Here is a 12,244-nt window from a genome sequence, read left to right as displayed (position 1 = left end):
AGGAAGCGAACCATGACTGCCAAAGTTGATATTTTCTCTGCCGCCCCCGCGCTGATGAAGAAGTGGATGAGCGTATCGATCGATGTTGCCGGGAGCCTCGAGCCGAGCCTCATCGAACTCGTCAAGATCCGCGCCTCGCAGATCAATGGCTGCGCCAACTGCATCAACATGCATACGGCCGAAGCCCGCGCGAAGGGCGAGACGGAGCAGCGCATCTATCTCCTGTCCGCCTGGCGCGAGGCCCCTTGCTATTCCGATCGCGAACGGGCAGCACTTGGCTGGACTGAGGCGCTGACCAGGCTGTCGGAAGGCCATGCGCGTGACAGCGCCTATGAAACCCTTTGGGGGAACTTTACGGCGGAGGAACAGGTGAAGCTCACATTGATGATCAATGTCATCAACGGGTGGAACCGCCTCGCGGTCGGCTTCGGCCTTTGGGTCGAACCGGCGGCCGCAAAGGCCATCCAGGCGGACGTCGCCGCGTGATGGCGGAGATCGGCCATGAGGATGCAGCGGCGAGTTTCGATCCGCTGCGTCCGAAACTCATGCGCGTCGCCTACCGAATGCTCGGTTCGGTGGCCGATGCGGAGGACATGGTGCAGGAGGCCTTCATCCGCTGGATGAAGGCCGATCGCGCGCAAATACGCGAGCCCGAGGCTTTTTTGCGCCGCACGGTGACCCGCCTCTGCCTCGATCAGCTGAAGTCGGCGCGGCGCCAGCGTGAAACCTATGTTGGTCCCTGGCTTCCCGATCCCGTCGTCGAGGAGGAAGAGGAGGAGGACGTTACTCTGCCCTTGATGCTGGCGTTGGAGCGGCTTTCGCCGCTCGAGCGGGCGGCCTTCCTGCTGCATGATGTGTTCGGTCTCGGCTTCGAGGAAGTCGCGTCCACGATCGAGCGAGATCCGGCCGCGTGCCGTCAGCTCGCCGCCCGCGCGCGCACCCATGTCCGTGAGGCGAGAACCCGGTTTCAGGTGGACAGACAGCGCGGCGTCGAGTTTGCGGAAGCCTTCTTCGCCGCTTCGCGCAGCGGGGATATGAATGCGCTCGGCGCCATGCTCGCGGCCGATGTCAGCGTTCATGCCGACGGCGGCGGCAAACGTCCCGCGGTTATGGAGCCGATCCTGGGCTTCGATGCGGTGATGAAGGTGCATGAGAACCTGGCGGCATTGTTCCGGAAACACGGTTCGCAGCTCGTGCGCGCGGGTTTCATCAATGGTCTGCCCGGCTTCATCACGCTGGAGGCGGATGGCGAACTCCAGACGACCGCGCTCGATATCGAGGACGGAAAGATCGCCGCCATCTACGTGGTCCGTAATCCCGACAAGCTGCGGCACCTGCATTAACCGTCCCGTGGGGTCGGAAATCCCGCTCGTTTGAAGAGCCGCTTCCGCGTGTGATAGAAGGTTCCATCACGGAAACGGCAACCGATTGGAGCGGACCGATGACACCTGCGTTTGTGAAGTCTCTCTCGGCCGGCCTTGCCCTGCTGGGGGCGACGATCGCCGCCGCCCCTGCGATGGCCGCGATCAAGGCGCTGGAGGGTACGGTAGCCTATAGGGAGCGCATGGCGCTCCCGCCCGGCGCCTCCGTCGAGATCAAGCTTGTCGACGTCTCGTTGGCGGATTCTCCTTCCAAGACGCTCGCTGAAATCACCTTCACGCCCGAGGGCCAGGTCCCGCTGCCGTATCGTCTGGAATATGACGATGCCGAAATCCAGCCCGGCCGGAGCTATGCCCTGCAGGCGCGGATCACTCTCGGCGACCGCCTGATGTTCATCACCACGACGCGCCACGCGGTGTTTACGGGAGAAGCAGGGGAGACGAACATCATGGTCGAACGGGTGGTGGCGGCTCCGGCCTCCCCGGCGGGACGCTGGCTTGCGGAGGACATTCGCGGCAGGGGCGTCATCGATAACCTCCAGACGGTTCTGGAAATCGCCGAAGACGGAAAGGTCTCGGGCTCGGGCGGCTGCAACCGGATGAGCGGCATGGCTACCATTGCCGGGGATGATATTGCCTTCGGGCCGATCGCTTCCACCAAGATGGCCTGCGCCCCCGCCGTCATGGATCAGGAGACGAAATTCTTCGCGGCTCTCTCGGACGTTCGGACCTGGCGAGCCGACCCTTCTCGCGGAAAGCTCACGCTTCTCGACAAGGGTGGAGATGTCCTCGTCGTGTTTTCTCGGATGTAGGCCGTCTCGACGCTGAAGCAGCGCGGCCCCACTTCTCCGTTCGGCGGCTTTTGCCGATAGGCAAAAGCCGCGCTCCGTTATATCTCTCCATAAGAACCGCGTTCGTGCGGCGGGTGACAGGGAACGGAGAAGATCATGACGGAGACAGCGGAACGACCGGTGGCATTGATTACCGGCGGCGGGCGCGGCATGGGCGAGGCGATCGCCCGCGAACTCCACGAGGAGGGTTATCGCCTGGCGCTGATGTCGCCCTCGGACAGCTGTGAAAAGCTCGCGGCCGAACTCGGCGGGGTCGCCTCGCGCGGCGTGGCGGAGAAGGCGGAGGATATCCAGGCGATCTTCGACCTTGCCATGAAGACCTATGGCCGAATCGACGCAGTCGTGAACCATACCGGCCATCCGCCGAAGGGAGATCTTCTCGACATCAAGGACGAGGATTGGACGCTCGGCTCGGACATGATGATCCTGTCGCTGGTGCGCATGGCAAGGCTCGTCACGCCGGTCATGCTGAGACAGGGCAGGGGCGCCTTCGTCAATATCACCACCTTCGCGGCCTATGAGCCCTCGCTCGTCTTCCCGGTCTCCTGCACATACCGGGCGGCGGCCGGCGCCTTCACCAAGCTCTATGCCGACCGCTATGCCGCGAGCAATATCCGCATGAACTGTATCCTGCCCGGTTATATCGACAGCCTGAACCACAAGCCGGAAACGGCGGAAAAGGTGCCGATGAAGCGCATAGGCCATGTGGAGGAGATCGCCAAGACCGCGGCTTTCCTGCTGTCCGATGGTGCGGGCTACATCACCGGCCAGAACATCCGCGTCGATGGCGGCATAACCAGGCACGTCTGAGCGGAGTTGCAGAGATGAGATGGAAACGTACGATCCAGCTTCTGGATGTCCATGCCGAGGGCGAAATCGGTCGGGTGGCGATCGGCGGCGTGCCGAAGATTCCCGGCAATAGCGTCGCCGAACAGCTTCACTGGCTGAACAGCGATCCGAAGGGACAGGAACTTCGCCGCTTTCTCTGCCTGGAACCGCGCGGCGCGCCGATCGGTTCGGTCAACCTCCTGCTGCCGCCCAAGCATCCCGATGCCGATGCGGCCTTCATCATCCTCCAGCCGGATCAGGCACATGCAAGCTCGGGTTCCAACTCGATCTGCGTGACCACGGCTCTGCTCGAGGCGGGAATCGTGGAAATGCGGGAACCGGAGACGGTGGTGACGCTCGAAACGGCGGCCGGGCTCGTGAAGGCGGTCGCCACCTGCCGCGACGGCCGCTGCGAGAAGGTGAGGCTCACCATGGTTCCCTCCTTCGTGCACGAGCTGGATGTAAAGCTCGAGACGCCTCATTGGGGCACGGTGACGCTCGATCTCTGCTATGGCGGGGTCTTCTACGCGCTGGTGGATGTCGGCCAGATCAATCTGACGATCGAGAAGGGCAATGCGGCCTCGCTCGTACAGGCGGGAATGATCCTGAAGGAACTGGTGAACGCCAAGATCCCGGTCGTACATCCGGAAATTCCGGCGATTTCCGGCGTCGCCTATGTGATGTTCCGCGATACCGAGGCTGATGGCACGGTCAGGACCTGCACCACCATGTGGCCTGGAAGGGCGGACCGCTCACCCTGCGGCACAGGCAATTCCGCCAACCTCGCAGCTCTCCATGTGCGCGGCAAGGTGAAGGTGGGGGACATCTTCAAGTCGCGCTCCATCATCGGCACGGAATTCGAGGTCGGTCTGCTGCGGGAAACGCAGATTGCCGGAAGGCAGGCGATCGTACCGAYCATTGCCGGACGCGGCTTCACCTTCGGCCTGACGCAGGTCGCCCTCGATCCCTTCGATCCGCTGTCCGAGGGTTTCGCGATGACGGATGTGTGGGGACCATCGGCGGGGGATATCTGAGCCCTCAGATGCCCTTCGCCATGGAGGAAGGTATTTCCATATCCCCTTCCTTCAGCACCAGCCCTTCCAGCTCGTCGTTCAAAGCCTGGCCGGAAGGAGGAGGAAAAGTGCCTGCCTGCTGCATCTGCATGAGCTTGTAGGCTCCGAAGACGTCGCCCCGCTCCGCTGCCGAGGCATACATTTCGGCGGCTTTCGTGGGATTGGCGGCAATGCCTTCGCCGGTCTCGTACATGATGCCGAGATTGATCATGGCATCGGCATTGCCGCGCTGCGCGGCAATATCGTACCAGGCGATCGCCGTCTGGTCGTCCTGCGGCAGGAGATTGCCCTCGTCATAGATGACGCCGATGTTGAAGGCTGCGGTGTCGTCGCCGGCGCCGGCAGCCGTCTCGAACCAGCGTAGCGCCTGGCCGACATCCTGCCTTGTCCCGAGACCGTCACGATAGGCGACGCCGAGATTGTAAGCGGCCAGCATATTGCCGCTTTCGGCGGCTTCCCTGTAGAGCCGGAATTCGGAAGGCTCGTCTCCGAGGCGCCCCATCAGCATGCCGAGATGCACCTTGGCGGCGGGATAGCCGGCCTGGACGGCTATATCGAAGGCGGCAACCGACTCGCCCATGCGCTGGGCGGTGTTGAGCGCCCGGCCAAGCTGGAAGGCGAAGCGGGGATTGCCGGTCGCATCATGGGCCGTGCGGCAGGCATCGATCGCGGCCGCGTCGACCTTCTCGGCATCCACCGGGCTGTGGACGCCGTTCCGCTGGTTGTCGGTGGGGCTGCCGGCGAGCCGGTCGCAGTCGTTTGCGGCTGTCATGACAACGGAAGGACTGGCGCTCTCTCCCACGGCGGGCAGGGTGGTGAGCGTGCAGAGCGCGGTCGCAGCACCGGCGGCCACGGCGAAAACTTTATTGACATTTAGGAAGCGGGATTTCATCCTTCGCTCCTTTGATTCGCCGGATTGCCATATTGAACGCGGGAATCATTCGGCGGTTCCGCGCCACAACCCATCCGCGATCATCTTTCGGTCAACATTTTTCACGCTCCGGTGAATGTCGGGTTGTAGCGCCGCGTCCGGTCTTTCTTTCGCGATGCTGTTCGTCATCATTGTTTTGCGCGGCGGAACGATGATATGCGGAGCGGAACGATTGAATACGGAAGCCGCCCATGAAGACGCTCACCATCCGCCGCCCCGACGATTGGCATCTGCACCTGCGTGACGACGAGGTGCTGAAAGGGGTCATCGGCGATACGAGCCGGCATTTCGCACGCGCCATCATCATGCCCAACCTGGTGCCGCCGGTGGTGACCACGGTTGATGCGGAGGCCTATCGCCAGCGCATCCTGACGGCGCTGCCGGCCGGCCATCGCTTCGAACCGCTGATGACGCTCTATCTGACGGAGCGCAGCGATCCGGACGATGTCGAGGCGGGAAAGCGCAGCGGTCTCATTTCGGCGGTCAAGCTCTATCCGGCCGGCGCGACCACCAATTCCCATGGCGGCGTACGCGATATCGAAAAGGCGATGCCGGTGCTGGAGCGTATGGCGAAGATCGGCCTGCCGCTCTGCGTGCATGGGGAAGTGACGACGCCGGAGGTCGATATTTTCGACCGTGAGGCGGTCTTCATCGAGACGGTACTCGATCCGCTCCGCAAGCGGCTACCGGAGCTCAAGATCACCATGGAGCATGTGACGACAGCGGACGGTATCGACTACATCAAGTCTTCCTCGGGCAATCTCGCCGGCACGATCACCACCCATCACCTGATCATCAACCGCAATGCCATTCTGGTGGGCGGCATCCGCCCGCATTACTACTGCCTTCCGGTCGCAAAGCGCGAGAACCACCGGCTGGCGCTTCGCGCGGCGGCGACCTCCGGTGACGCCCGTTTCTTCTTGGGCACCGATTCCGCTCCGCATGTCGATCCGTTGAAGGAATGCGCCTGCGGCTGCGCCGGCATCTACACCTCGCTCAACACCATGAGCTGCCTGGCGCATGTGTTCGAGGAGGAAGGCGCGCTCGACAGGCTCGAGGCCTTCGCTTCGCTGAACGGCCCCGCCTGGTATGGTCTTGCGCCGAACGAGGAGACGATTACGCTGACGCGGGATGAGGCGCCGGTGGAATATCCCGCGAAGCGGGAGACGGCGGCCGGCCCGATCACGGTTTTCGACCCGATGTTCCCTCTCCACTGGCGGGTTGCCGACTAAGGAACAAACCCTTCAAGTTCGCGCAAAGATAGTAACGGTTTGGAGAGGAAGCACGGTTAGCTTGATGTCCTAATTCGCGGCGAGTTCTTGCCCGAAGAGAAAGATTGGCGGGATGCTTGACTACAATTCTCTTCTGCTCGCCCTGGGCTTTTCAGCGACCTGCATGATGGTTACCCTTTTGGGGACCTGGGTATCGCGCCGGACGGATTCATTCCTGCTGACATTGGTCGTAGCGCTCTGCCTCGTCGTTTCAGGCATCTTCATCTATAGTTCCTATACCGTCCGGGCCAATCCCCTCACGGTCTCGATCGCCTATGTCTTCCTCATGGTCGGCTTCAGCACGATCTATGCGGCTTCGGTCCAGTTTCGTACCGGTGTGAAACCGTGGAGGCTGGCGGYGATCTTCTCGATCGCCACGGTCGTGCCGGGCCTTCCCCTGATGGCGGGCGGCCTCGACGGGTTGGGCTTCATCTTCATGAACGTCGCCACGGCCCTGCTGCTTGTCGGCACGGCCCGCCAGTACTGGCTTGCGCGGGAGGAAGCGCCAGGGCCGCTCAGCTGGATGGCGGTGCTCTATACCGTAAGCGGGTCGTCCTTCGCCCTCTGCGCCGCCGTGCTGATCGCCGAGGGGCAAATGGTGCTCGGCCATGCGCCGGACAATTGGGCGGAAAACCTGAACATCGGCATCTGCATCGCCGGCATGTCCGGCATCGGCGCTCTTTCRCTCGCGATGCATCAGTGGCGGCTGGCCGCCCATCATCGCCGTGAGGCGAATACCGACCCTTTGACCGGGCTTTTGAACCGCCGGGCGCTTTTCGACCAGCATGGCAGCCGCACGATCGGGCCATCCACCGCCGTGATCGTCTTCGATATCGACCGCTTCAAATCCATCAACGATCAATATGGTCATGCCGCTGGAGACGCCGTTCTCAAGGTCTTTGCCGAGGAGCTGATTGCCGGCACGGAGGGCAGGGAGACCGTGGCGCGGCTGGGGGGCGAGGAGTTCGCCATGATCCTCGCCAGCACGATGCCCGGCCGGGCCGAGCGGGTCACCGGCGATATCGCCCTCAGGTTCGCGGAGCGGCAGATCGCGTCGGGCGAAGCCTGCTTCCGCTGCACCGTCAGCGCCGGCATCGCCTTCGGCACGCCGGAAAGGCGGAATTTCGAAGCGGTTCTCAACCTTGCCGATAGCGCGCTCTACGAGGCCAAGCGCGCCGGCCGCAACCGCGTCGAGATCGCCGGCTTCCTGCGGTCGGTCGAAACGGTGGAAACCCGCACCTCCGCGTAAGTCCCCTAGGGTCTGGCGTCCGCCGCCGCTTGCTGCTATTCGCGCTCAGTAGGCGAGTAGCAAGGAGCGGGCGCATGATCCAGACGACATTTCCCGAACGCGGCGTTATGGCAGAACTGATGGCAAGGATGCTCTGGGAGATCGGAGCCGTCCATTTCAGCGCGGAAAAACCCTACAAATTTGCCTCCGGCATGATGAGCCCGGTCTATATCGATTGCCGCAAGCTGCTTTCCTATCCGCGCGTTCGCTCGGCGATCATGGATTTCGCGGCCGCTACCATTATGCGCAATGCGGGCTTCGAAAAATTCGATTGCATTGCCGGCGGCGAAACGGCGGGCATACCCTTTGCGGCACTTTTGGCGGAACGGCTCAGCCTGCCGATGATCTATGTCCGCAAGGCTCCGAAGGGACATGRCCGCAATGCCCAGATCGAGGGGCACATGCCGGAAGGCGCGCGCGTGCTGGTGATCGAGGATCTGACGACGGCCGGCGGCAGCATGTTCAAGTTCATCGATGCGGTCCGCGCCGCGGGCGGCGTCGTCGATCACGGCATCGCGCTCTTCTACTACGATATCTTCGATGAAGGCGCGCTCCGCTTCGCCGACGGCAAGGTGAAGCTGCACTACATCGCCACTTGGCGGAACGTGCTTGACGTGGCCAAGGAGCAGAAGCTTTTCGATGACAGGACGCTTTCCGAGGTCGAATCCTTCCTGGATACGCCGCTTGCCTGGTCGGGTCGCAATGGCGGCATAAGCGAGCTTTCGCTCTAGATATTTTACAAAAGCTCGTTTAATCGATTGAAGCCGGCGAGCGAGCATGGCGGGAGGACTTCTGATGATCTTGTGTTGTGGCGAAGCTCTTATCGACATGCTTCCGCGCGAAACGACCGCGGGCGAGAAGGGCTTTGCCCCCTATGCCGGCGGCGCGGTGTTCAACACGGCGATCGCGCTTGGGCGGCTGGGCGTTCCCACGGGCTTCTTCACCGGCCTTTCCGACGACATGATGGGCGATATCCTGCGCGACACGCTCCGCAGCAGCAATGTCGACTTCAGCTATTGCGCAACGCTGTCGCGGCCGACGACGATCGCCTTCGTCAAGCTCACGAATGGCCACGCGTCCTACGCTTTCTATGATGAGAACACCGCCGGCCGCATGATTACCGAGGCTGATCTGCCGACGCTGGGCGACGATTGCGAGGCTCTGCATTTCGGCGCGATCAGCCTGATCCCCGAACCCTGCGGCTCTACCTACGAGGCGCTGATGAAGCGCGAACACGCCACCCGCGTGATCTCGCTCGATCCGAACATCCGGCCGGGTTTCATCAAGGACAAGGCTTCGCATCTTGCCCGCATCCGCCGCATGGCCGCCATGTCAGACATCATCAAGTTCTCCGATGAGGATCTCGCCTGGTTCGGCCTTGAGGGCGACGAGGATACGCTTGCCCGCCATTGGCTGCATCATGGCGCCAAGCTGGTGGTGGTCACCCGTGGGGCAGACGGCGCCATTGGATACACCGCAAACCACAAGGTGGTTGTGCCGAGCGAGCGCGTGACGGTGGTCGATACCGTCGGCGCCGGCGATACCTTCGATGCCGGCGTGYTGGCCTCGCTCAAGATGCAGAACCTGCTCACCAAGGCGCAGATCGCAAGCCTCACCGAGGATCAGATCGCCAGCACCCTTGCGCTCGGTGCCAAGGYCGCGGCGGTAACGGTTTCCCGCGCCGGTGCCAATCCGCCCTTCGCGCACGAGATCGGGCTTTGAGTCTCATCCGATCCGGTCGAGAAACCCGAGCACTTCGCGATTGAAGAGCTCCGGCCGCTGCAGCGGCGCGAAATGGCTGACATCGGGAAGGATGATCAGCTCGGCGTCGGGAATGCTGCGTGCCAGATAATCGGCATGCTCCGGCCGGATGAATTCATCGTTCTCGCCGATGACGATGGCGACCGGCACCTTGATGCCTTCAAGCTGTTCGAGAGTGTAGTTCGGCTCGCTCTGCATCATGCTCGAGACGTCCTTCACGAATCCATCGAATTCGGCAGGCCTCGCGGATAGCGTCTCGTAATCTTTCCTGTGGCGGCTGAAACAGCGATCGATCACCGGTGTCGGCTTGAACTCGCGAGTGCCGCTCGGGTCCATGTTGCAGGCGAAGAAGAAGACGCCCGAGACGCGCTCCGGATGCTTGTCCGCCAGGATGAGCGCCGTGCAGGCGCCATCGCTCCAGCCGACCAGCGCCGCTTTTTCGAGGCTGAGGTGATCCATCACGGCCAGCACGTCGCCAGCCATCCTTTCATAGCCGAAGGGCCAGGCGTCGCGCGTGCTGCGGCCATGCCCACGGCTGTCGATCACCACGACCGTCCAGCCGGCCCGGACAAAAGCCGGTACCTGATAGCCCCAGTTTCCCGCATTGCCGAGCCCGCCATGCAGCAGGACAACGGCCGGGCCGGAACCATAAACGGCATGCCAGATGCGCGCGCCGTCATTTTCCACGAGCCCCTCTTTTGCGGATGCCGGCAGCGGTGGCGCGCCGTTCGCCTCGAAATTCACCAGGTCGTCATCCGTCGTCTGCATCGGCCTCTCCTTCCATCCTTCGGATAAAGACGATCAGATGTGCCGGTTTCCGACGGCGTCAAACAAAAAAGCCCGTCCGCATCGCCTCGGACGGGCTTCGATGCTCGAAGTCGCTGAGATTACCGGGCAAGCCCGGCGAGCGCTGCCACAAGCCCCTGGGTGGAGCTGTCATGTCCCTTGGCGCTTTCCTTGCCCTGAACGACCGGCAGCAGCCCCGTCGCAAGCTCCTTGCCGAGCTCCACGCCCCACTGGTCGAAGGAATTGATGCGGAAGAGCACGCCTTCGACGAAGACGCGGTGCTCGTAGAGCGCGATCAGGCGACCGAGCGCAAACGGCGTCAGCTTGTCGTAGACGAAGGTGATCGATGGCCGGTTGCCGGTGAAGACGCGGTGGGGCGCGATGAAATCGGCCTGTTTGTCGTCCATGCCCTTGGAGGTGAGCTGCGCTTTCGCCTCTGCCAGCGTGCGGCCCTTCATCAGTGCTTCGGATTGCGCCAGGCAGTTGGCGATAAGAAGTTCGTGCTGGTGGCGCAGATTGGACTCGAAGCCGTTTGCGGCGATCATGAACTCGGCGGGGATGATGCTCGTGCCCTGGTGGATGAGCTGGTAGAAGGCGTGCTGGCCGTTGGTGCCGGGCTCGCCCCAGACGACCGGCCCGGAATTGCCTTCCACCGGCGTGCCGTCGATCGTCACGCCCTTGCCGTTCGATTCCATGTCGAGCTGCTGCAGGTACGCAGGGAAACGCAGCAGGCGCTGGTCATAGGGAAGGATGGCGCGGGTCGGGTAACCCAGAACGTTGCGATGGTAGAAGCCGATGAGGCCAAGCAGCATCGGCAGGTTTTCACGCACGGGCGCGGTACGGAAGTGATTGTCCATGGCATGCGCGCCGTCCAGGAACTTGCCGAAGTTCTCCGGCCCGACGGCGATCATCAGCGGCAGGCCGATGGCCGACCAGATGGAATAGCGCCCGCCGACCCAGTCCCAGAAGCCGAAGACGCGTTCTTGATCGATGCCGAAGGCTGCGACCTTGTCGAGTGCGGTAGAAACGGCCGCGAAATGATGCTTGACGGCAGCCTCCCCGAGCTTGTCTGCCACGAATGCCCGGGCGGAGGCGGCATTGGTCATCGTTTCGATGGTCGTGAAGGTCTTCGACGCGATGATGAAGAGCGTCGTTTCTGCATCGAGCAGCTTCAGCGTGTCGGCGATATGGGCTCCGTCGACATTCGAAACGAAATGCGCGCGCGGGCCGTCGTGGAAGGGAGCGAGCGCCAGCGTCGCCATCACCGGACCGAGATCGGAGCCGCCGATACCGATATTGACAACGTCGGTGATCGCTTTGCCGGTTGCACCCTTCAAGCTCCCGGAACGGATGCCGTCAGCGAACTTGCCCATGGCCGCCAGAACCGCGTTGACATCCGGCATCACATCCTTGCCGTCCACCAGAACGGGCGTGTTGGAACGATTGCGCAGCGCCGTGTGGAGAACCGAGCGCCCCTCGGTGAAGTTGATCGGTGCGCCGGAGAACATCTCGTCGCGCTTCTTGGCGACGCCGCCGGCTTCCGCGAGCTTTTCGAGAAGAGCAAGGATATCGGCGTTCACCGCGGTCTTGGAATAGTCCATCAGCAGGTCGTCGAAGGATGCGCTGAACTTATCGAAGCGGGTGGAATCGGCCGCGAAGGCGGCGCGGATGTCCGTGGCCTTGGTGGCGGCGGCGGTGGATTTCAGCTCTTGAACGAGGGCCTGCATGGCTACTCCTTGCATTCCTGGGAGGGATGCTGGGGAACCTATTCGCTTTCTGGGTCAAATCAAGGCGCAAGAAGGCACGAGGAGCGTTTCCTGGCGAGGCTTGAAGAGAGAAGTCCGGAAAGGTATATTCCAGGAGTGGCGAGCGGAGTTCGCGATCCGCCCGCCGTTTGCTTATCTGCTTAGTGTTACCCGGACGGCTATAGACCAGCCCGTCCGGGTTCTCTTCAAGACAAGCGCGATGCTAAGCGGCCGAAACCACATCACATCACCTCCATTTTCGAAGGCAAGGCCTCTGCCAAGGTCGGTGCGGCCCATCCTTACCGACGCGCCGGCTGGTCGCGGCGCATGC

General features: G+C 62.6%; 12 protein-coding genes. 9 read left to right on the top strand and 3 right to left on the bottom strand.

Translation table 11 applies throughout. The annotated features are described in order from the left end of the window. Positions 1-12: 12 nt before the first annotated feature. The 5 genes from LCM4573_RS06295 to LCM4573_RS06275 all read left to right on the top strand — a co-directional run bounded on the left by LCM4573_RS06295 (position 13) and on the right by LCM4573_RS06275 (position 4,092). The gene (locus LCM4573_RS06295) at positions 13-486 is read left to right on the top strand and encodes a carboxymuconolactone decarboxylase family protein (RefSeq protein ID WP_071005414.1); all 474 of its coding nucleotides are present in this window, start codon (positions 13-15) and stop codon (positions 484-486) included. Beyond that, entirely contained in the window at positions 486-1,343 is an 858-nt protein-coding gene (locus LCM4573_RS06290) for a sigma-70 family RNA polymerase sigma factor (RefSeq protein ID WP_071005413.1), read from the top strand. The genes LCM4573_RS06295 and LCM4573_RS06290 overlap by 1 nt, the downstream gene beginning before the upstream one ends. A gap of 98 nt (positions 1,344-1,441) precedes the next feature. Further along, positions 1,442-2,191 (top strand): YbaY family lipoprotein, encoded by a 750-nt coding sequence (locus LCM4573_RS06285; RefSeq protein ID WP_071005516.1) that lies wholly within the window; start codon positions 1,442-1,444, stop codon positions 2,189-2,191. 135 nt (positions 2,192-2,326) lie between these two features. Beyond that, complete coding sequence (locus tag LCM4573_RS06280; RefSeq protein WP_071005412.1) at positions 2,327-3,040, top strand: SDR family oxidoreductase; 714 nt, start codon at positions 2,327-2,329, stop codon at positions 3,038-3,040. Between the two features lie 14 nt (positions 3,041-3,054). Further along, positions 3,055-4,092, top strand: a complete 1,038-nt coding sequence (locus LCM4573_RS06275; RefSeq protein WP_071005411.1) for a proline racemase family protein — start codon at positions 3,055-3,057, stop codon at positions 4,090-4,092. Positions 4,093-4,096: 4 nt separating this feature from the next. Here the strand turns inward: LCM4573_RS06275 and LCM4573_RS06270 are convergent, their stop codons facing one another. After that, complete coding sequence (locus tag LCM4573_RS06270) at positions 4,097-5,023, bottom strand: tetratricopeptide repeat protein (protein WP_071005410.1); 927 nt, start codon at positions 5,021-5,023, stop codon at positions 4,097-4,099. 230 nt (positions 5,024-5,253) lie between these two features. Here LCM4573_RS06270 and pyrC point away from each other — a divergent pair, with 230 nt between their 5' ends. From pyrC to LCM4573_RS06250, 4 genes are all read left to right on the top strand, one after another. Beyond that, positions 5,254-6,294, top strand: coding sequence for a dihydroorotase (gene pyrC / locus LCM4573_RS06265; RefSeq protein WP_071005409.1), 1,041 nt, complete (start codon positions 5,254-5,256; stop codon positions 6,292-6,294). Positions 6,295-6,406: 112 nt separating this feature from the next. Next, positions 6,407-7,582, top strand: a complete 1,176-nt coding sequence (locus tag LCM4573_RS06260) for a GGDEF domain-containing protein (protein WP_071005408.1) — start codon at positions 6,407-6,409, stop codon at positions 7,580-7,582. 74 nt (positions 7,583-7,656) lie between these two features. Beyond that, on the top strand, positions 7,657-8,352 hold the full coding sequence (locus LCM4573_RS06255) for an orotate phosphoribosyltransferase (protein WP_071005407.1): 696 nt from the start codon (positions 7,657-7,659) through the stop codon (positions 8,350-8,352). A 64-nt stretch (positions 8,353-8,416) separates the two neighbouring features. Continuing rightward, the gene (locus tag LCM4573_RS06250; RefSeq protein WP_071005406.1) at positions 8,417-9,343 is read left to right on the top strand and encodes a carbohydrate kinase; all 927 of its coding nucleotides are present in this window, start codon (positions 8,417-8,419) and stop codon (positions 9,341-9,343) included. Between the two features lie 3 nt (positions 9,344-9,346). Here LCM4573_RS06250 and LCM4573_RS06245 read toward each other — a convergent pair whose 3' ends face one another. Both LCM4573_RS06245 and pgi read right to left on the bottom strand, forming a co-directional pair. Beyond that, positions 9,347-10,150, bottom strand: a complete 804-nt coding sequence (locus tag LCM4573_RS06245; protein WP_071005405.1) for an alpha/beta fold hydrolase — start codon at positions 10,148-10,150, stop codon at positions 9,347-9,349. Between the two features lie 119 nt (positions 10,151-10,269). Continuing rightward, a complete protein-coding gene (gene pgi, locus LCM4573_RS06240; RefSeq protein ID WP_071005404.1) occupies positions 10,270-11,895 on the bottom strand; it encodes a glucose-6-phosphate isomerase in 1,626 nt (541 codons plus the stop codon). Positions 11,896-12,244 lie beyond the last annotated feature (349 nt).

The organism is Rhizobium sp. LCM 4573, from assembly GCF_001854865.1.
Taxonomy (GTDB): Bacteria; Pseudomonadota; Alphaproteobacteria; order Rhizobiales; family Rhizobiaceae; genus Neorhizobium.
The sequence above is the reverse complement of the archived record's forward strand: the minus strand, read 5'-3'. Positions and strand labels throughout refer to the sequence as shown.

Coding starts and splice junctions, on each gene's coding strand:
- pgi (WP_071005404.1), bottom strand. CDS start 11,895: ATGCAGGCCCTCGTTCAAGAGCTGAAATCCACCGCCGCCGCCACCAAG.
- LCM4573_RS06270 (WP_071005410.1), bottom strand. CDS start 5,023: ATGAAATCCCGCTTCCTAAATGTCAATAAAGTTTTCGCCGTGGCCGCC.
- LCM4573_RS06285 (WP_071005516.1), top strand. CDS start 1,442: ATGACACCTGCGTTTGTGAAGTCTCTCTCGGCCGGCCTTGCCCTGCTG.
- pyrC (WP_071005409.1), top strand. CDS start 5,254: ATGAAGACGCTCACCATCCGCCGCCCCGACGATTGGCATCTGCACCTG.
- LCM4573_RS06280 (WP_071005412.1), top strand. CDS start 2,327: ATGACGGAGACAGCGGAACGACCGGTGGCATTGATTACCGGCGGCGGG.
- LCM4573_RS06245 (WP_071005405.1), bottom strand. CDS start 10,150: ATGCAGACGACGGATGACGACCTGGTGAATTTCGAGGCGAACGGCGCG.
- LCM4573_RS06295 (WP_071005414.1), top strand. CDS start 13: ATGACTGCCAAAGTTGATATTTTCTCTGCCGCCCCCGCGCTGATGAAG.
- LCM4573_RS06290 (WP_071005413.1), top strand. CDS start 486: ATGGCGGAGATCGGCCATGAGGATGCAGCGGCGAGTTTCGATCCGCTG.